We start from the raw sequence: 19,366 nt of genomic DNA on the forward strand, positions 1-19,366 counted from the left end.
GGTCTTGCCGTCTACGACACCTACCAGGCCAGCGGCTGGAACGAGTACGGCGGCACCAGCGCCTCCTCACCCTTCATCGCCGGCGTCTACGCCCTTGCGGGCACCCCGGCCGCTGGCGACGTCCCAGCCTCCTACCCCTATGCCCACCCGGACAAGCTGAACGACGTCACCGACGGAACCAACGGCTCCTGCAACGACTACCAGTGCAAGGCCGGCAAGGGCTACGACGGCCCGACGGGCCTCGGCACCCCGAACGGCGTCGCGGCCTTCACCAAGTAGACCCGGCAGGAAACAACACCACTGCGGTGCCAAGCCGGAGCGGCTTCGGCTTCGGCACCGCAGTGCTTCAACCTGCCCGCGCCGGCGGCCGGTCACGCGGCGCGCGCCTGACGCTCGGGGGCCAGGAGAGGACGGGAGGCGTTCGCGCTCGGTCGGTGGCTGCGCAGCGTCCGTCGCCGTCGAAGCTGAGGTCGAGGGACTACGTCGCGGTGGCCGACTGCTGATTCCGCCGCTTGTGCACGAGGCTGTTGATCTCAGCTGTCCGAGATCTCGGTGACGTGGAAACGACCGGGGGGCCGGGGCGAGCTGAGCCTCTCTATTGCTGGACCGAAGTCGCTATGCGAGGGCCATAAACCCACACCACATTGAGGTGGCCACAAGAGGCAGGAGGTAGACGACCACCACTTTGCGTCAGCGAAGTTGTTTGCTCCCTTTCCTCAGGTAGCGGTTTTCGGTACCGCCTCGTCGTACCACGCTTTGAAGAACGGAATGGTAGTCGCCGCCGTCCGACGGCGTTGATGTCAACCGTGGACGTCAGAACATGCTGGTACACACGGATCCGGAGGGCGATTCAGTACGGAGCGTATGCGCAGGTCACTGACTTCTCAGTGCATCGCAGGGCGAGACTCGTCCGCAAATAGTCTACGTTCTCGGCCGTGACGAGCTGGCGAGGATCAGCCGTCAGCTGTGGCGTTTTGTGCCCACGGTTCATTCGCCTTGCGGCGGTTCTCCTCGCAGCGCTTGAAGAGGTAGTAGCCGACCGTTTCCCCCTTGATCGCGACGTTCTGACCGGAGGACATGAACTTGTCGCGGCTCTGTTGCCCCTGCTCGACAAACACGAACGAGCCGTTGACCAGTTCCCACCCCTCATGGCAGACCGCGTTGAGGACGACCACCGGATCGCTGGTCCTCTGCGCTGTGGTGCTGCCAACCATGGCGACGATGATGGCTTGTTGACTCATTACGTCTATTGAGCACTGGAACACAAGATCCCCGCGCTCGAACGACTGGCGAGCCTGCCCCACCGGCGTGCTCATGAACGCCTGTCGTTCGCGTTCAAGCTGATCAGCGCGCCGTTTGTCTTCGGCCTCTTGCTGCTTCCGTGCCTTCTCCGCGGCTGCTTGAGCTTGCTGCTCAGGACTCTTCTTCGAGATCAGTGCCACGCCTACCCCCAGAGTGTGATGACAGTCACACTATCGCTCAAAGGCATGCCGCCCGAACCGCTCTATGGCCCAGCCCGACGGCTCACCGCTGTTATCACCCAGGTCAGGCATGCAGAGTCCCCCTCGTCGAGACATCCCGTCCTAACTGTGTGACACATACATGAAGCGTCAACAAGGGCGCGGATCCGGCCATGCGGCGCGAAGGGGCCTGCTGGGGTCTACTGAGAGGCTTGGGCTGAGGGCTTAGAAGGCGCCTAGCGAGATCAATGACGCATCCTCTCTGACCTGGCGCTTCTCGGAGGCAAAGCGTGAAATCTCGACGCCTCTGACACGCATTCGACAGGGGGCGGGCAGCACGGGTCGGCTGAAGCCGCCCGCCCGGGGTATCCGCCTGGACATGCTTGCCTTAATCGCCTACCGCTCATACCACGGCGCAACGACCGTGTGGGCCTTCGTCGTTGCCATTCTCGTCGTGCTGGTGGCGGGTTGGTACATCCGGCATCGCAGGTAGGTGCTACGCCCGCTTTAGGAGCGAGGTGAGCAGTGTGCGACTCTGACCTGCGAGACGTCGGCGTGGACGGACAACGGATTAGGCAACCGCCGGCCACCGCCGTTCCCCGTGATTCCCCGCTAGATCTGGCACCGATGTGGCACGGGAAAGTCGGCGGGCGGGTCTGCGGCTCCACCCGCTCGGTCCGTGGTGACCGAGCCGCGCACCTGATCTATCTATCTCCTTCTCGTGCGATTTTGAAGATTGCCATCGGGAAGCGAATCGCCCAGCGGTTGCCGCTGTCGCCAGTGCCTGCGTACAGGGCAAGTCCCTTACCTTGCAGCTCGCTCAGGAGTTCGTCGATACCTCGCTGAGCGTCGCGGACCCCTGCTCTCGACACTTCCACGTCTTCGGAGATCTCCAGCCAGTCTGTGAACGTCTGGATCACACTGTCTATGAGGTCTTGCTCGTCCCGGGTGCAGTCGTCCGGCTCGTCGGCCGGCATCCAGGCTTGAGAGATGGAGAGGATCGGCCACAGGGCACGCCCCGACTTGATGTGACTTAGCATCACCACTTGCGCCGAGTTTGGTTTGGGTTGTGCTTCATCGAAGATGACGTCGATGATCCTCTCAATGCCCCTCTGAGGGAACTTGCAGATCTCTTCGGCCAGGATCTTTAGGCTCCATACCTCGATCGTGATATCGCGGTGAGCAGGGCGAAGTTCATTGTCAATGAACTGGTCAACTTCACCCGGTAGCGTGTCGTTGGTGAGGAAGCGCCACACCTTGACGTCGCGGTGCTCCCTGAGACAGCCGTCTAAGTCACTCCGGATCTTCGACTTGGTCTTGTCCATCCGTTCGCCGCGCGTTGCGTGGGCTGCGAAGAACACCCGCGCCTTCGGGCAGTAGCCATCGTTCTTCGTGTCGCCCTTTGGGCCAGCGGCGCGAACGGGCTGGTAGTCGCCCGGGTGGAGGGCCTGGCCGAGTCGATCCATGCAGTCCTGGAAGGCGTTGCCCTCGAGGCGGAGGAGCTGGCCTTCGACGAGCTTGCGCAGCGAGTTGTGATCCACAGAAGCCATTACGGCACAGCTCAAGTGCCCCGTACAGCTAGGTGGCTCGGATCAAATGCCCTTTTCCCGTGCGGAGTTAGTCAAGGCGGTGGCGCGTTCATGCTGGACATCCGTACGAGCGTTGTGTCCTCAACTTACCTTCAGGGATTGGCGCCTGCGACGGTACCCAGCGTGCCCTCACTGAGCAGGCGGAGAGCGGTCTGCAACTGTCGTCATTGGCTGCCCTCGGACGGCCCCGGCCGCACAGTGCGCCAATTGCGCTAGCTCCGTTGCCGGACGCGGGCCAGGTACCGGTTGGCCCACCCTCGCCGTCTTGGACTCGGAGGTGTGTGTATCTCTTGGCGAGCGGCACTGAAGAACTCTGTGCGTGCTTCATCGGCTCGGTCTCGCAGCTCGTCCAGCTCCTCGATGGCGGCCTCGTTCAATGGGAAATGAACCCGACGAACCCTTTGGACTACCGCCTCCGCAGTATCGGCGAGGGTGGCACACGCGGCATCGACGGTGTCGGGGCCCAATAGCTGTACCCGCTCAAGGTGCTGTTTGAGGTCCTCCTTGATCTGGAGGGACTCGTTCCAGATCTTCTCTTCCATGGCCTCGACTGGATCTCCCTGGTATGTGGCCTCCAGGTGAGCCCAGTATTCTCCATCCGGGGGCAGATCGACGAGCTTCAAGACGCTCGCGTCCCAGGCAGCGAGAAGCGCTGTATACGCCTCCCGCCGTTGTCCTCGGAGCCACTGCTCGTGCTCCACTACCGCCTCGGCCCGAACTTGCCAACGCCCGATGTAGACGCCGGCAAGGCCACCCACGACACCTATAAAGGCGGCGACCACAGTCGCCTGCTCGGCAGTCATGCCTGAAGTGTGCCGGGCGCTCAGTAGATGGGTGGAACTTCTGAGACTCGCCCTGCGGGTTCTCGTCCGCGCAAGGTTCATGACCCCGGAGACGCGCCGCTTGAGTCGCTGCCGCGTTAGGTGCGTGGCGGTCACCACGAACGCAGCTTGGAAGATCGCGTATGCGGATGTCGGCCTACCTGCAGAGACGTTGAACTGCGCGTTTTCCGGGTCCAAGCCGATGCTCCCCGTTCTTCCCTGTCACTCCCCGCCCGTACGGGTACGTGCAGGGCATGTCGTTACGGCTTCGGCTCGATGTGTGTCAACAGGGTGCATCCAAGGCCGTGTTAAGCTCTGCGGTGGACAGTGTGGCGAGCCCAGGTGGCTTGCCCCGTCCCCCACCTGAGGGGACTCGGCCAGGCGTCGAGTCAATCAGGATGGTGGTCCCATAGCGCTGTAACCGACAGTGATCAGTTCTTTGATGGGAACAACCACCAGACAAGGAAGGGTGTGCTCCCCGGAGGAGCAACATCATAAGCTTGAGGAGTTTGGGCTCCTCGTACTGCTCAACGCGCGTTGTTGAGTGCGATCAAACGCAGGTCTTCGCGATCTGCTGCTGAGCCCCCGACTGTCGGGCAGGGACTCGGCTCTAACCATGTTGGTACGTGGTTGAGCTGAGCCTGCCTACGACCGGTCCGGTTCAACCACCTTCAGAGAGGTGATTGAGCCGGTGGCGCTCATCTTCATCATTGGGATCCTCGTCTCCATGGTTGTTGGTCTTGGAGCCGTCATCCTGGAAGCGACTGATGTACCCGTAGCTCCTGCCATTCGGACTTGCTCGGCGGCCTTTGGTGCCTCGATGCTGATCTGGATTGCAGCGATGGGTCTCTGGAGCGGTCACTGACGTCCTGGATCTTCCACGCGGTGATGCCACGTCTGTGTACGGTCGGCGGAGTCTCGAATGGGCGCGCAAGTGCGATCAGTAGCCGAAGAAGTGAAAGGCCGGGTCCCTGACCTGCGGCTGTGTAATCGATCAACGCTGCGACCTGCGGCTTGGCTGTCGATGGTTGTCAGCATTGGTTGTCGTTGAGCACCCTTCAACGGCCCAGAGACGGCCCCAGGGAACCCTGCGGGCCGCTAGTCATCCTTCAGCGACCCTATGCTCGCGGCACGATATGCGCTGTGTGCAGCTATGGTTGCGATATGGACGATTTGACGCCACCGGCTAAGGTGACTGGGGCATCCGGCGAACTGCTCTCACGGCTTCGTCAGGCATTGACGGCCGAATTGAACAGCCAGTCCTTCCTTGTGGATGCTGGCGTCGTTCTTGGCGTGAAACTTGGATTGCCGGACTATGGGCTGCAAGACGCTGAAAGATTTCTGACAGTGTTGAGAAAAAAGGCGGAGAAGTTGATTTCGCTGGGGCTCTTGGAGAGCTTCCTGGTAATCAGTATTCGAGATGAGCTCGGGCGCTGGTTTAAGCATTCTTCCGATGAAGCTAATGCGAAAAGGGCTGGCATCAGGAGTAATCTTCAGTCTCTCCTGGATGACGACGACAGGTTTCGTGCTTATCGGCGTGAGCTTGAGGAAGTGGACCCGACCAGGGGCAGTGCCTCAGATGACGAGATCAGGCAGGGTATTCGGAAGATGATGGATACTGCACGGCCTGTCGATTTCAACGAGGACGTGCGAGCTTTGATGCTTGAGGAGAGCTGGCGCACGGTGTCCGCCGAATATTTGAGCGATCGCGACATTTCGGCTTGGGAGGGTCTTCATCTCCACCCGAAGAAAACCTAGTTGCGCTGGCGACAGTGAAACGCTTCCGCCTGATTTTCCGCGAGGTCGGTGGAGAGAGTTTGAGGTCTGGTGATCTGTGGGGCGAGAGCATGAAAGGGGGCCATTACACTTGTACCAATGGAGAGGGTCATTGATCCTCACCGTGCGAAGCAGGCACTCGGCCCCCTTTCATGCTCTCGGAGGGGCCCCGCAGGTCGGCAGACCTTAAAGTCTTGGAGCCGACCGTCCCGGCCACGACGGGGTTCTCCCCACTCATGGTCGCATCCGCCGTCCGGCCGGCGGCTAGGTGCGGGATCAGCGGGCCGTATGGACGCCCGCGCATCTGGCAGCGTCGGCCCGCATGCCAACGCCACCACGATCCGGCCTCTTTCGGTAACACAAAGCGTCTTTGACCTGCCCGTTAGGAATCACATCCGCCCCTTGCCCGTGTTGGAATTTGGCCGCTGCGGGCGGCGACGGGCGGGCGGCGACGTGCGCCGGTGGCGAAGACATGGAGGCGGCGCGGCGGCGACCGGCCGGCGCCGCCGCGCTTGGCGCGGCCCTCGGTTTGATCCGACCTACTGGTGTAGGCAACCGGGTGGAAAGTGGTGCGACGTGGCCCCGGAAGCGGGGCGTTGGGGTCGAGCTGCTGTTGCGTCTTTCCTCTCCTGAGGCCGGATCGTGGTGGCGGTGGTGTGTGGGCCGGTGCGGCCGTTGATGCGCTGGGGCGGAGTGTGCGGCGGTCGGGTTGGCGATGATCGACAAGTGCCGTCGGCCACCGGACGCGCGAGCGCAGCGAGCCTTGATGATGTAGAGAAAGTTCTACCGCACAGGGCTTCGAGGGCATTGTCGTGTCTCGGTTGATGCTTGACGCAGTGGCTTCACCTGATGCTTGACACCGCTTGCCTCGGTTTGGCTGTGCGCCTGGATTGGGCGCATGGGGAGGGCCGGGGCCGTGCTGGTGGAGTTGAGCGTGGTCGAGCAGCGGTATCACGCGGTGATGGAGGTTGCCGCGGGGGTTCCGGTCACTCAAGTCGCGGCCCGGTATGGGGTCTCCAGGCAGTCGGTGCATGCCTGGGTGCGCAAGTACGAGCAGTCGGGCCTGCCGGGGCTGGCGGACCGTTCGCACCGTCCGGTCTCGTGTCCGCACCGGATCGCCGGGGAGGTGGAGGCGGTGGTCTGCGAACTGCGGCGCCGGCATCCCGGCTGGGGTCCGCGCCGCCTGGTGCACGAGCTGGAGCGGCGGGGCATCGCGCCGGTCCCGTCGCGGGCGACCATCTACCGGGTCCTGGTCCGCAACGGTCTGGTCGAGCCCGGGGTCCGTAAGCGGCGCCGGTCGGATTACCGCAGGTGGGAACGGTCTGCGGCGATGGAACTGTGGCAGATGGACATCGTCGGCGGCATCCTGCTCGCCGGTGGCGGCGAGTGCAAGATGGTCACCGGGATCGACGACCACTCACGGTTCATGGTGATCGCCAAGGTGGTCGAGCGGGCCACCGCCCGCGCGGTGTGTCGGGCCTTCGGGGAAGCCCTGATCCGGTTCGGGGTGCCCGAGGAGGTCCTGACGGACAACGGCAAGCAGTTCACCGCCCGGTTCGGCTCCGGACGGCCCGGAGAGACGATGTTCGACCGGATCTGCCGGGAGAACGGCATCGCCCACCGGCTCACCAAGCCGCAGTCCCCGACCACCACCGGAAAGATCGAGCGGTTTCATCAGACGCTGAGGCGCGAACTCCTCGACGGCTGCGACCCGTTCGCAGATTTCGCGGCCGCGCAGGCAGCGGTGGACGGGTGGTTGGAGGACTACAACCAGCGGCGGCCGCACCAGGCACTGGACATGGCTGTCCCGGCGAGCCGGTTCATTCCCCGGTCGCGGGCCGAGCAGGACGCGTTGCCGGTGGTCCTGCCCGCCCGCCTCGACCTGGTCACTCCCGCGGCTCCACCGGATCCCCTGCCGCCGGAACCGGCGCCGGTGGCCTGGCCGTTGGCCGAGGGCGAGATCGGTGCGATCGAGCTGGAACGGCAGGTTCCTGCTTCGGGAAATCTGAGCCTGCGCGGGCAGCAGATCTGGTTCGGCCCGGCTCTGGCCGGCACCACGGTCACGTTGCGGATCGACGTGAACCGGCTGCATGTGCTGATCGGTGGGGCACGGCACAAGACGCTGCCCTCGAAGCTGTCCGGCCGGGACCTCAAAGCTTTGCTGGCCAGCGGGGACGCTCGTCCGGCCAGGCCCTGGTCGGACGATCCCGGCCCGGTCGACGACTCCGCGAAGGCGGTGGAGGTGGACCGGACCGTCAATGCGGTCGGCTACGTCGGTCTGGGCGGCGACAAGGTCCTGATCGGCTGGCCGTTCGCCGGACAACGGGTCACCCTGCGGCTGGACGGGCGGACCCTTCAGGTCCTCGACGAACAGCGGGTCCTCAAGGCCACCCTGCCCAGCCCGCTGCCGCCGTCGGCCTGCAACCGTCTGCAGGGTGGCCGTCCGGCTGGCCCTTCACCGCTGCTGCCACCGCCCGGCGAACAGGTCGCCGAGCGCACCGTCAGCAGCACCGGGGGGTTCGTGGTCGCCGGACAGCGCATCCAGCTCGGCCGTGGCCATGCCCGCCAGGTCGTCACCGCCCACCTGGACGAGACCAGCATCCGCATCTTCCAGGGCACCGAGCTGATCACCACCGTTCCCCGCACCACCAGGAAGGAGGTGGTCGTCCGCAACTCCGGCGAACACAACCGCCGGAAGATCGTGTGACCGCCGCGTCAGGAGGGCTCGGACGACTCCGTGGACGGCCACTTGGCCAGCCTGGCACGGGCTTCATCCGCAATGATCGGCCACGGGTCGTCAACCAAACGCGCAACTGCTGAACGCGGCGAGCGTGGATGACCTGCAACGAGCCTGCGCACAGAGTCATGCGGATCGTCGACCAACTGTTCCAACAGCTCAGACGGACAATTGCGCTTGCTGGCCACCCGGTCCCGGACCCGCCAGTCGGAATCCTTGATCAGAGCGGCCAGAATCTCCGGCGGCACAGTTCTGTTATGCGCAGCCCAAAACCGCATGTCGGGATGGTTGCGCACCAGGTCCCACCAGACTGCCAGCGGCAAGGTTGCCCATGCCGAGCGGTTGTACTCCGCTGGCTCCTCGCTCTGCCGCAGCCGGATGAACTCCTCCACGGAGGTGATCTCAGAGAAACGGTCCGCCATGGCAGACAGTAAGTCACGATGTCTAGGACAGACGTCAAGCATCACCCGACGCCAACCCGTCAACCATCAACTGAGACTCGACAGGGCTTCGAGGGCATTGTCTTGTCTCGCGCCGACGCTCGTGCCGTCACCAGCACAAGCTTGGCGGGGACGCCCCCAACGCGGGATCAGCGCGGCGTATCACAGCACCAACAGGGCGCCATCGAACTTTCTGCCTGACGGACCCGTTTTGGATCGCAGTGTCGCTCTGGGCTATCCCGACGTCTCGCCGGGCGTCGGGATGACACCGAGCTGCTGAAGGAAGCCGAAGAGATCCCTGTCAGACCACTTTTCGACGACCTTGCCCTTCTCGATGCGGTGAATCACCGTCGCGGTCATCGTGACCGGCTTGCCAGTGGCAGGGATGCCCGGGAGGTCTCCCTCATGCACGCCGTGGGCCGTCAGCCGGGTCGCGACTTTGTCGCCTTCCGCGACCTGGTCTTCGATCGTATGAGTCCCATCGGGTGCAGCTTCCGAGAACAGACGGAACACCTGCTTGAGACCTTCGCGACCGGGTGCGAGTCCCGGAAAGGCTGGCGGTGAGTGGTCCTGGTAGTTCTCGGCCACGAGATCGGCCATGGCCTCCACGTTGCCCTCGTCGATCTCCTGGTAGAACCGGCGAATTAGCCTCTTGTTCTCCTCGGTGGACATGGGCACCCCTCTGCGTGATCATTTGTGCCGCCGAAGCGATACATACAGCCCGAATCGTCACGCATCGGCCCACCTCGCCACGTCCTCGGCACACCAGGCCGCTGTGGAGGTCACCCAGATGCAGCCCGCGGTGACTCAGCGAAGCGCTGGCGGACGGACGTTGCCTGATGCGGGCCTAGATGACGGCACTTCGCTCGGCCAAGTTGCGCAGCGACTCGGGAATCCGAGGGTCCGAGAGCTGGATCAAGTCGCGGATGACCTCGCGGGCCAAGTGGTGGTCGTGGATCTGCTCGGGTGCTAGGTCCTCGGCCTCCACGAGTGCGGCTGTGGCCTCGCCGACGTGTCGCCGCTGCGCGTGTGCCCGCGCCACGTCAAGCAGGAAACGTGACTGGCGCTCAGGCGAGAGGCCCGATGCGTCAACGTGCTCGGCCACCTCTAGCGCAAGCCCCGCGTCCCCCAATTCCACCGCCGTGCTTACGGCATGGATCTCGACGTTCGTGGGCCCGAACTCCGTGTCGAAGTCATTGCGGTCACCGCCCAACCGCGCTGCGATACCGCGCGCTCGGTCGATGTGCTCGTGAGTCTGCCCCCGGTTGCCCTCCCTCGCGTTGATCACTGCAAGGACGAGGTTCATGGCGCCGAAGAGCGACAGTTCTTCCGGCGGGCAGGTGGGGGCTTCTGTCCTCGGGCCCATGACTGTTGCAGCGGACTGCGCGGCCTGCTCGGCCTGGTCCATGTGCTGTTGCCGCATGAAGGCGTGCGCCATTCGGAACAAGCTCGCGACGACTTCCAACGGCTGCCCTGCGAGTTCCGCTGCCTGTAGTGCTCGGTCGGCCGCGATCCATGCCGCATCCGCCTGGTCTTGGCGAGTGAAGCTGGCTGCGGCCACCTGGTACGCCTTGGCGCGTAGGGCGTGAAGCTCAGTGCGCTCACCCGCCGGCGCGTGGCGTACAGCGGCCTCGATGCTCGGAAGCAGCTTGGCGAGGTGATCGCTCAGGGCGGCGTAGCTCGAGGCGTGCACGAGAGTCCATGCCTCGTCTACTTGCTGACGGAAGGCGGCGAGCGATGGAGTCGGTTCGGCCGGGGGTTGCTGGAAGAGGCTTCCCAGTGCGGGGTGTCCGGTAAGGGCTACCCGCAGACCGTCGAGGTCGTTGCTGTACGCCTGCTCCTCCGGCTCGACTACCTCTGCTGGGGCAGCGGCGTCCGGCCGTAGGTCGCGCACGGGCACATTGAGCGCATCGGCGAGAGCCTGAAGGACCGACAACCGCTCTACAGGCTGCACACCTCTTTCGACCTGCGAAACCCAGCTCTCGGAGCGTCCCATCGCGGCGGCAAGATCGCTCTGGGACATACCTGCGGCGCGGCGCAGCTCCTTAACCCTCTGGCCGACAGTCATGGTGTCTGAACTGGTCACTTCTCGGCTCCGGGTCGGCGGCGGCACCGCAGTGGTCCTGGTCGTCGGCGCCGTCCTGGTCTCGCTGCTGCTCGCGATCGCCATCACCGGCGCCTCGGTCGCCGTGGTCGCTGTAGTCGTCCGCTCGATCCTCGCCAGCGACACCCGACGCTGACCGGCCCCCGGAGCGGCCTCAACCGCCAAGTCTCGTCCGCTCCGGGCGCCGTCCCACTCCGAACCAACGATCCGGAAGGAACCACCATCATGTACGGCCCCACCCTGGCCACACTCACCCGTACGCGGATCTGCCCCAACTGCGACGGCTTCGCCACCGCCACCATCACCTGCGGCCCCCGCCACGACGACGGCACCCGCCTCGTGCTCCACGTCGACTGCCGCACCTGCCACGGCACCGGCACCGTGCCCATGCGCCCCCGCCTGACCACCGCGGACGTGGAGGTGGTCGCATGAGCGAGCTTCGGACCTTCAGTTTCGGAGGCGGTTGGCAGTCCACCGCCGCCCTGGTCCTCGCGGCCCAAGAACGGATCGACTTCCGCACCTTCCTCTTCGCCAACGTCGGGGCCGATAGCGAAAACCCGCACACCCTGCGCTACATCACGCGGTACGCCGCCCCCTACGCCGCCGCTCATGGCCTCGACTTGATCGAACTGCATCGCGAGGCCAAGGGCACGACGGAAACGATCCGTCAGCGGATCATGACTAGCAAGGGCAGCCGGCAGACCATCCCGGTCTTCCTCGCCAACGGCAAGCCCGGCTCCCGGGTCTGCACCAAAGAATTCAAGATCCTCGTCACTGGTGCCTGGTTACGGGCACATGGCGCCACCGCCGACAATCGCGCCACCGTCGCCGTGGGTATCAGCCTGGACGTGATCGGTCGCGCCAACGAGTCCAAGGCGATACCCTACGAGCGGCTGGTCTATCCCCTCCTGGAACTCGGCATTCGCCGCGCCGACTGCCCGCGCATCATCCGCTCGGCCGGCTTGCCGGTGCCGCCCAAGAGCTCCTGTGACTTCTGCCCGATGCGCAAGATCCCCGAATGGCAGGCCATGCACGAGCACGAACCAGCGCGATTCGCCCGCGCCTGCGGGGTCGAAGACACCATCAACGCTCACCTCGCGGTCAAGGGCAAGCGTCCGGTCTACCTCACGCGCACCGGCCGCCCGTTGCGCGAGCTCTTCATGGCGGGCAGCCAACTGCCGCTGTTCGACACCGATGACGAAGGCTGCGACAACGGGTGGTGCTGGACATGACCCATACCGCACGCGAAGTCCGGGCCCTGACCCTGTGGCAGCCCTGGGCGTCTTGCATCGTCTACGCCACCAAGCGGGTCGAGAACCGGCGCTGGGCCACCGACTACCGCGGCTGGCTGCTCATCCACGCCGGCGCCACCTCGACCCGGCCGCCCGGTACGCGGTCATGGCCCGCCCCTTCCTGACCCGCCCGCAGCCGACCGGCGCCGTGCTGGGCTGGGCACGCCTCGACGACTGCCATCCGGACGACGGCATGTGCACACTGTGGTCCGCCCCCGGCCAGTGGCACTGGCACCGAAGTCCACCACCTGGCCCGCCCCGTCTCCTGGCCCGGCGCTCGCGGTCTGTGGACCCCGCCTTCCGGCCTGCTGGACCTGGTGCGGGAGGCTGCTCGTGCCTGACCTTGACCCCAGCGTCCTGGGCGACCTGCTGCGGGTGGCCTCCGCCCCGGACTTCGAGCGCTGGCAGCACCAGGTCCACCGCACCGGCGGCTGCGCGGATCCCATCCACCTGCGCGGCTGGACCACCCGCCACGATAAGAGCACCGGCGAGACCCTGCGCCACTACAGCACCCACGCCGAACCCGGCGGCCGGCTGCGGATCGCGTGCGGCAACCGGCGCGCCTCCCGCTGTCCGTCCTGCGCCTGGACCTACGCCGGAGACACCTACCACCTCATCCGAGCCGGCCTCGCCGGTGACGACCGCCGCGACATCACCGCCACGGTCCGCGATCACCCGCGGGTGTTCGCCACCCTGACCGCCCCGTCGTTCGGTGCGGTGCACAACCGGCCCGACCATGGACGCTGCCGCTGCGGCCGGAGCCACCGCGAGGATGATCCCGCCCTCGGCACCGCCCTCGATGCGGATACCTACGACTACGCGGGCGCGGCGCTGTTCAACAACCATGCCGGTGATTTGTGGCAGCGCTTCACCAACCGGCGGCGCCGCGAGATCGCCGCCCGCGCCGGGATCACTCAACGGGAACTCAAGGAGGTCTGCCGCATCTCCTTCGGCAAGGTCGCCGAGTTCCAGAAGCGCGGTGCCATCCACTTCCATGCCGTGATCCGCCTCGACGGACCGGACGGACCGGAAGACGCCCCGCCCGCCTGGGCGAGCGTCACCGACGCCATCCACGCCGCCGTCCGGCACCCCTATACGAGCCTTCGCCTGGACGAAACGGGCGACCAACCCGCCCGCACCCTCTGCTGGGGCCGCGAACTCGACGTGCGCCCCGTGAAGGCCTTCGGGGACGGCTCCGACCTGACCGAACAGGCCGTGGCCTCCTACGTCGCCAAGTACGCCACCAAGGCCGCCGAGACCACCGGCACCCTCGACCGTCGCGTCGCCGAACTCGCCGACCTCGACCGCCACCACGTGCCCGACCACGCCCGCCGCCTGATCGAAGCCTGCAAGCGGCTCGACCCGCTCTACCCGGACCGCCGGTTGTGGGCCTGGGCGCACATGCTCGGCTTCCGCGGCCACTTCTCCACCAAGTCCCGCAGCTACTCCACCACCCTCGGCGCCCTGCGCCAGACCCGCGCCGACTACCGCGCCGCCCAGGAACGCGCCGCCCTCGGCCTCGATGAGCGCGAGCCGGACACCGTCCTCGTCCTGGCCGACTGGCAATACGCCGGACACGGAGCTCTTTCAGCGTTGCCGCTCCAGGATGAGGACGGCCGCGGCGATTGACGTCATTCGATTCGGGCTGCACCGGGATCTGCGGAAGATGCGCCAGGACTTCAGTCGTGCCACGCCGCGTTCGACCGGTGCCCGTGCCGCGGACAGCGCGCGGTTGACGGTTTGCTGGGTTGGCGTGAGCTCGCGGCCCGGCGGACGTCTGAGGGGTGTCGTCACCCACGAACCGGCTCCCGTATAGGCCCGGTCGGCGAGGATCGGGACGCCCTGGCGCTCACAGATACGGATGATCCGGTGGGTGCGGGCCGCGGTCAGGTCGTGGGCGCGGCCGGGCAGGGCGGGTGAGATCCACAGCAACCGCCCGGCCGGGTCGGTCACCACCTGCACGTTCACCCCGTGCCGACGGTGCTTGTGGGAGTAGTCGGGGCGGCTGTCGCCGACCCGGTCGCACTCGGCGAGGGTGCCGTCCAGCAGGACGTAGTCGGGGTCGGCTTCGCGCAGCGCGCGCAGCAGGCCGGGCGCGCGATCGGCGAGCAGGCCGATCACCGCAGCCGTGTAGGCGTGGGCGGTGCCGGCGCAGGTACACCAGACCGACGAGAGCACGCTGGTGCGGCGGGAGTTTGCAGCGGCGGTCACCCTCGCGGGTGACGATGAGCATGGTGACCCACTCGACCAGGGCATGGGGCAGGTCGAGTGCGGCAGGATAGAAAACCAACAAGGCTCCTGTGCCAGCGAGTTGAGACGTCGAACACCTCTCTCAACGGCACGGGAGCCTTGTCCGTTGCGGACGGCTACGTCGTCACCCGATCAGTGGCCACGCTGAAAAACCTCACGGCCACACCCCCGGCGAATCCGCCCTCGCCGCCACCATCGCCCACGACATCCAACTCAACCGAGAAACCGCCCGCGAAGCCCTGGAAGGAGAACCGACGTGAGGGATGAGCTGATGACAACCGACGAGATCCTTGCAGAGCTCAAGGGAATCTCACGCCGGACCTTCTACCGGTGGCGTGAATTGGGTAAGGCTCCGCGGGCCTTCAAGCTGCCCAATGGTGAACTGAGGGTGTGGCGCAGTGACTTCACCGCGTGGTTGAACAGCCAGGAAAGGGCGGCGGTGTGAAGTCGCTCGACGTGAAGGTCTGGGGCGTACGGAAGAGGAACACCAAGAAGCCGTCGTACGACGTCAGATGGATCGTTGCCGGGAACGTGTTCTCCGATCACTTCCGCACCAAGGGACTTGCCGACAATCACCGTTCGAAGCTGATCCGCGCCATGCGCGACGGGGAAGAATTCGACACGGTGACCGGGCTGCCTGACTCGTTGATCGAAAAGGCGCCGTCGGTGACGTGGTACGCCTTCGCCTTGAAGTACCTTGCTATGAAGTGGCCGCATGCTGCGCCGAACACGCGGAACTCGATCAATGACTCGCTGACCTCCGTACGGTGGCTCTCCTCGACGACCGCCCGGGGCGACCCGCGGATGACCTGATCAGGAAGGCGCTTCGCAACTGGGCTTTCGTGCTGCCCGGCCCTGATGATCGTGACTTGCCGACAGAGATTGCGAACACGCTCTATTGGGTGGCCAAGGCCTCGCGACCTCTCGCGGATCTCGGCGACGCTGCGATCGGAAGAGCCGTGCTGGACTCGTTGAAGCTCAAGCTCGACGGGACGGCTGCTGCGGCGGAAACCGTACGACGCAAGCGGCGGACACTGGTCAACGCCATGCACTATGCGGTGGACCTGGGCGAGTTCAAAGAGAACCCGAACACTGCCATGCGTTGGAAGAAGCCGAAGGTGGTCAAGCAAGTTGATCCCCGAGTGGTCGCCAATCCTGAACAGGCTCGCGCGTTGCTGACCGCAGTCTCATAGATCGGTGGACACCGCCGGGCCCGCGGGCGTCGACTCGTCGGACTGTTCGCCTGCATGTACTACGGCGCCTTTCGCCCGGCCGAAGTGGTGGCCCTCAAGGCAGCCGACCTGAAGCTGCCGGAAAGGGGCTGGGGAACGGCTCTGCTCAATCGGACCCGGCCGAGTGCCGGTAAGCGCTGGACTGATTCCGGCGAGACGCACGACGACCGCGGCCTCAAGAATCGAGCTGTTGAAGAGGTCCGGCCGGTGCCGATCCCACCTCAGCTCGTCACGATCTTGCGAGAACACCTCGACACGTTCGGAACAGCCGAGGACGCGCGGCTGTTCACCAACGAGCGCGGGGGAGTGGTCGGCTCGTCCACCTACTTCCGCATCTGGCAGGAGGCTCGCACGCTGGCGCTCCCGCCGGCCGCCGCTGCCTCGCCGCTCGCGGCCCGCCCGTACGACCTTCGGCACTCGGCGCTGTCGACCTGGCTCAACTCCGGCGTCGACGCGACCGAGGTTGCCGAGCGGGCGGGCAACAGCGTTGAGGTCCTGCTGGGCCGCTACGCCAAGTGCATCGACGGCCGGCAGGAGGTCGCCAATCGCAAGATCGAAGAGTTGCTGCGGGAATACGAATGATCGCGCGTGAGCAGCGTGTGTGAGCCACGCTAGGCTCCAGGCCCCTGGATTTGTCCGGGGGCCTTCGCCGTTTCCCAGGCTGACCAGGAACGATGCCTCAAGATCTTGCCCACGGATAGTCCACGGAGCCCGACGTAAGGCCGCTCAGAGCGGCATACGGCTGCGGCCGGGCCTACGGCGTACCGCCCTGCTGACGACTCATCCATTCCTCGATAGCCCGCTCGGTGCTGGCGAGTTCCTCGGTTGGGCTGAACTGCAGCAGCTCGGTGCCGGAGTCCACATACGGCCGGTGTCCCGGCGGCTGATAGAACGCGTCACCGGCCTCGTACACCTCCTCCTGGCCCCCGGAGGCGAAGCGCACGCGTCCGGCGATGACGTAGCCCCAGTGCGGACACTGGCACGCCCCACCGGGCAGCGCCTGCAGCGGCCCGACAAGGTCGGCGTCGGCTGAGAAGGACACGAATTCGACGGTGTACCCGTTCATATCCTCGCGGCGGTCGGTCACCGGCCCGAATTCCTGGACGTTCGTCGCGGACAGTTTGGATACCTTTGGCATCGCTGTGGCTCCTCTCCGTGATGACTCCGAGACTTGCCTCGTTTCGAGTCGACCACTTCGCGCAACGGGGCGCATCCGGGGAGGACGGCCGAGCACCTCGGGGTGTGGGATCGGCCTCCCACCTGACGGGCGGCTGTTCACCAACGAGCGCGGGGGAGTGGTCGGTTCGTCCACTTACTTCCGCGTCTGGCGGGAAGCACGCACGCTGGCGCTCCCGCCGGACGCCGTCGCCTCACCGCTCGCCCTCCGGCACGCGGCCTTGTCTACCTGGCTCAACTCCAGGCCCCTGGATTCGTCCGGGGGTCTTCGCCGTTTCCGGGGCTGACCTGGAACGATGCGTCAAGATCCTGTCCACAAATAGTCCACAGAGCCCGACATAGGGCCGCTCAGGGCGGCATACGGCTGCACACGGCTGTAGATACGCGAAGACCCCGGCCTCAGCGTTTCCGCTGCTGACGGGGTCTTTGGGCACCTCGTACTGGGTGCCCCCGGCAGGATTCGAACCTGCGCATACGGCTCCGGAGGACCCCTTCGGTTGCGCGCGAAGTGGCTGGTCCCAGTCTTGCATCGGCGTAGGCGGCTTGGGCGTGTCCACGGATGGTCCCCAGGTGGAGACTGCTGCTTAGCCTCGGGCTTTCGTGAGGTGGTCTGTCCGAGGCTTGATCACAAACGCGAGAAGTGCTCCTGACCTGGAATGATAGGACTTGTCGAGGGTCCAGATCGTGCCGTGGAAAGAAGCACTTCTCAGGTGAAGAAGCGTATCGGGTCGTACCCGCGTGTCCACGGTGAGGGCAGCGGTCGTGGAGTGGTCTCGCAGGCCGGGGCCGTGCTGCTGGTCAAGACGGTCCGCAAGGTGGGTCTGGATACTGCGATATCTGCGGCTCTGGCGCCCTGGCGCCCTGGCGCAAGCCGCGGGCGGTGCACGATCCCGGCAAGATCCTGCTGGATGTGGCGCTCGCGGTCGCGCTCGGCGGCGACTGCCTGGCCGACGTCGGCATGCTGCGGGCCGAGCCGGCCGTGTTCGGGCCGGTGGCCTCGGACCCGACAGTCTCCCGGCTGATCGACACGCTCGCGGCGGGCGGCGAACGCGCCTTGAACGCGATCCGCGGTGCCCGGTCCCAAGTGCGGCAACGTGTGTGGAAGCTGGCCGGGCAGACTGCGCCGGATGCGACCGGCTCGGTGACCGTGGACCTGGACGGCGTCCTGGTGATCGCGCACTCCGAGAAGGAAGACACGGCTGCGACCTGGAAGAAGACCTTCGGCCACCACCCGCTGATGGCCTTCGTCGACCACGGGACGGGCGGGTCCGGCGAGCCGGTGGCCGCTCTGCTGCGGCCCGGGAACGCGGGTAGCAACACCGCCGCCGATCACATCGCCACCACCCAACTGGCCCTGGCCCAGCTGGCCAAGTCCTACCGTCGCGGGCGCCGGACGCTGATCCGCACCGACTCCGCGGGCGGCACCCACGAGTTCGTGGCCTGGCTCGCGAAACGCGGGCGGTGGCTGTCGTATTCGGTCGGCATGACCATCACCGACACCATTCACCAGGCCGTACTCAAGGTGCCGCCCGCGGCATGGACGCCGGCCGTCGAGCCCGACGGAGAGATCCGCGACGGGGCCTGGGTCGCCGAACTCACCGGCGGCATGCTCGAGGGCTGGCCCAGGGGCATGCGGCTGATCGTCCGGAAGGAACGACCGCACCCCGGTGCCCAGTTGAGGATCACGGACGCCGACGGCATGCGGATCACATGCTTCGCCACCAGCACCACCGGCCTGCCCATCGCCGGGCTCGAACTCCGCCACCGCCTGCGGGCACGGGCCGAGGACCGCATTCGGGCTGCCCGCGCGACCGGCCTGCGGAACCTGCCCCTGCACGACACCGCGCAAAACCGGGTCTGGCTGGAGATCGTCCAGATCGTACTCGACCTGCTGGCCTGGATGCCGATGCTTGCACTGAACGGCCAGGCCCGGCTCTGGGAACCCCGCCGCCTGCGGCTCCGCCTGTTCAGCCCGGCCAGCCAACTCGTCACCACCGGCCGTCGCCGGATTCTCCGCCTCGCCCGCCACTGGCCCTGGACCCATGTCATCATCGGCGCCCTGGAACGGCTCGACCAACTGGCCACTCCAGTCTGACCAGTAGCCTTGCCGTCCCTGCGAGCAGCACCACCGTCTCCGGAGCAGTGGAACCCGGCGCCCACCCGACACGCCAGTCGGGCTACCGGCCTACCCGCCAGCAGCCACGGAACGCCAAACGGTCCGCCGACTCCGTCGGCAGACCGTCACGAAAGATCGAGGTTAAGGGTTTGCTCGCGGCCCTACAACAAGCTCTTCGACCTTCTCGACGTCGCCCGCTGCCAGTGCCAACGCTCGAGGAATCCGAAATTGCATGAGCTGGACCGACCGCGACCCTACCCCTCTCGTACGCCATGCAGAGCGAAGATCACCCGCTACCGCACCGGCCTCAGCCCCCGACCAGGACAGAAGCAAGATCATCAAGACTTTGAGTTGGCTTCTGAGCGCCCTCCTG

Annotated in this window: 15 protein-coding genes and 6 pseudogenes; 13 read left to right on the forward strand and 8 right to left on the reverse strand. The window is 65.9% G+C overall.

All coding sequences use genetic code 11. From position 1 onward, the window contains the following. Positions 1-279 (forward strand): annotated as a pseudogene (locus ACGFYN_RS43210) (peptidase S8); the annotation flags it as partial. A gap of 674 nt (positions 280-953) precedes the next feature. Here the strand turns inward: ACGFYN_RS43210 and ACGFYN_RS43215 are convergent. The 3 genes from ACGFYN_RS43215 to ACGFYN_RS43225 all read right to left on the reverse strand — a co-directional run bounded on the left by ACGFYN_RS43215 (position 954) and on the right by ACGFYN_RS43225 (position 3,852). Then, positions 954-1,442 (reverse strand): hypothetical protein, encoded by a 489-nt coding sequence (locus tag ACGFYN_RS43215; protein WP_393871501.1) that lies wholly within the window; start codon positions 1,440-1,442, stop codon positions 954-956. A 722-nt stretch (positions 1,443-2,164) separates the two neighbouring features. After that, on the reverse strand, positions 2,165-3,001 hold the full coding sequence (locus tag ACGFYN_RS43220) for a hypothetical protein (RefSeq protein ID WP_393871502.1): 837 nt from the start codon (positions 2,999-3,001) through the stop codon (positions 2,165-2,167). Positions 3,002-3,261: 260 nt separating this feature from the next. Further along, complete coding sequence (locus tag ACGFYN_RS43225) at positions 3,262-3,852, reverse strand: hypothetical protein (RefSeq protein ID WP_393871503.1); 591 nt, start codon at positions 3,850-3,852, stop codon at positions 3,262-3,264. Between the two features lie 697 nt (positions 3,853-4,549). Between ACGFYN_RS43225 and ACGFYN_RS43230 the strand changes: the two genes are divergently transcribed. The 3 genes from ACGFYN_RS43230 to ACGFYN_RS43240 all read left to right on the forward strand — a co-directional run bounded on the left by ACGFYN_RS43230 (position 4,550) and on the right by ACGFYN_RS43240 (position 8,353). Continuing rightward, positions 4,550-4,735 carry a hypothetical protein gene (locus tag ACGFYN_RS43230; protein ID WP_393871504.1) on the forward strand — a complete coding sequence of 62 codons (186 nt, stop codon included), beginning with the start codon at positions 4,550-4,552 and terminating at the stop codon, positions 4,733-4,735. A 299-nt stretch (positions 4,736-5,034) separates the two neighbouring features. Continuing rightward, positions 5,035-5,628, forward strand: a complete 594-nt coding sequence (locus ACGFYN_RS43235; RefSeq protein WP_393871505.1) for a hypothetical protein — start codon at positions 5,035-5,037, stop codon at positions 5,626-5,628. A gap of 946 nt (positions 5,629-6,574) precedes the next feature. Beyond that, the gene (locus ACGFYN_RS43240; RefSeq protein ID WP_393871533.1) at positions 6,575-8,353 is read left to right on the forward strand and encodes an IS481 family transposase; all 1,779 of its coding nucleotides are present in this window, start codon (positions 6,575-6,577) and stop codon (positions 8,351-8,353) included. Positions 8,354-8,361: 8 nt separating this feature from the next. Here ACGFYN_RS43240 and ACGFYN_RS43245 read toward each other — a convergent pair whose 3' ends face one another. The 3 genes from ACGFYN_RS43245 to ACGFYN_RS43255 all read right to left on the reverse strand — a co-directional run bounded on the left by ACGFYN_RS43245 (position 8,362) and on the right by ACGFYN_RS43255 (position 10,909). Next, complete coding sequence (locus tag ACGFYN_RS43245) at positions 8,362-8,805, reverse strand: hypothetical protein (RefSeq protein ID WP_393871506.1); 444 nt, start codon at positions 8,803-8,805, stop codon at positions 8,362-8,364. Between the two features lie 252 nt (positions 8,806-9,057). After that, positions 9,058-9,495 carry an ester cyclase gene (locus tag ACGFYN_RS43250; protein WP_393871507.1) on the reverse strand — a complete coding sequence of 146 codons (438 nt, stop codon included), beginning with the start codon at positions 9,493-9,495 and terminating at the stop codon, positions 9,058-9,060. Positions 9,496-9,670: 175 nt separating this feature from the next. Then, complete coding sequence (locus ACGFYN_RS43255; RefSeq protein ID WP_393871508.1) at positions 9,671-10,909, reverse strand: helix-turn-helix domain-containing protein; 1,239 nt, start codon at positions 10,907-10,909, stop codon at positions 9,671-9,673. 10 nt (positions 10,910-10,919) lie between these two features. Here ACGFYN_RS43255 and ACGFYN_RS43260 point away from each other — a divergent pair. The 5 genes and pseudogenes from ACGFYN_RS43260 to repSA form a co-directional block, all read left to right on the forward strand. Next, positions 10,920-11,063: pseudogene (locus tag ACGFYN_RS43260) on the forward strand (SpdD-like protein); the annotation flags it as partial. Between the two features lie 89 nt (positions 11,064-11,152). Continuing rightward, on the forward strand, positions 11,153-11,359 hold the full coding sequence (locus ACGFYN_RS43265) for a hypothetical protein (RefSeq protein ID WP_393871509.1): 207 nt from the start codon (positions 11,153-11,155) through the stop codon (positions 11,357-11,359). Then, positions 11,356-12,159, forward strand: coding sequence for a phosphoadenosine phosphosulfate reductase (locus ACGFYN_RS43270; RefSeq protein WP_393871510.1), 804 nt, complete (start codon positions 11,356-11,358; stop codon positions 12,157-12,159). The genes ACGFYN_RS43265 and ACGFYN_RS43270 overlap by 4 nt, the downstream gene beginning before the upstream one ends. Further along, the gene (locus tag ACGFYN_RS43275) at positions 12,156-12,344 is read left to right on the forward strand and encodes a hypothetical protein (protein WP_393871511.1); all 189 of its coding nucleotides are present in this window, start codon (positions 12,156-12,158) and stop codon (positions 12,342-12,344) included. The genes ACGFYN_RS43270 and ACGFYN_RS43275 overlap by 4 nt, the downstream gene beginning before the upstream one ends. 208 nt (positions 12,345-12,552) lie before the next feature. Further along, positions 12,553-13,848: a replication initiator protein RepSA gene (gene repSA / locus ACGFYN_RS43280; RefSeq protein ID WP_393871512.1), complete on the forward strand. Its 1,296-nt coding sequence runs from the start codon at positions 12,553-12,555 to the stop codon at positions 13,846-13,848. Here repSA and ACGFYN_RS43285 read toward each other — a convergent pair. After that, positions 13,807-14,509, reverse strand: a pseudogene (locus ACGFYN_RS43285) (transposase family protein). The gene repSA and the pseudogene ACGFYN_RS43285 sit on opposite strands and share 42 nt — an antisense overlap. Positions 14,510-14,740: 231 nt before the next feature. On the opposite strand from ACGFYN_RS43285, the gene ACGFYN_RS43290 reads away from it, so the two are divergent. Further along, complete coding sequence (locus ACGFYN_RS43290; RefSeq protein ID WP_393871534.1) at positions 14,741-14,914, forward strand: helix-turn-helix transcriptional regulator; 174 nt, start codon at positions 14,741-14,743, stop codon at positions 14,912-14,914. Then, positions 14,911-16,283, forward strand: a pseudogene (locus ACGFYN_RS43295) (tyrosine-type recombinase/integrase). The gene ACGFYN_RS43290 and the pseudogene ACGFYN_RS43295 overlap by 4 nt, the downstream one beginning before the upstream one ends. Before the next feature lie 172 nt (positions 16,284-16,455). Here ACGFYN_RS43295 and ACGFYN_RS43300 read toward each other — a convergent pair. Next, entirely contained in the window at positions 16,456-16,839 is a 384-nt protein-coding gene (locus ACGFYN_RS43300; protein WP_393871513.1) for a hypothetical protein, read from the reverse strand. Between the two features lie 112 nt (positions 16,840-16,951). Here ACGFYN_RS43300 and ACGFYN_RS43305 point away from each other — a divergent pair. Together ACGFYN_RS43305 and ACGFYN_RS43310 are read left to right on the forward strand one after the other, a co-directional pair. Then, positions 16,952-17,119, forward strand: a pseudogene (locus ACGFYN_RS43305) (site-specific integrase); the annotation flags it as partial. Between the two features lie 468 nt (positions 17,120-17,587). Further along, positions 17,588-18,972 (forward strand): annotated as a pseudogene (locus ACGFYN_RS43310) (IS1380 family transposase). The last annotated feature ends 394 nt before the right edge of the window (positions 18,973-19,366 follow it).

The sequence above is a fragment of the Streptomyces sp. NPDC048419 genome (assembly GCF_043200415.1).
In the GTDB taxonomy this organism is placed as follows: domain Bacteria; phylum Actinomycetota; class Actinomycetes; order Streptomycetales; family Streptomycetaceae; genus Streptomyces.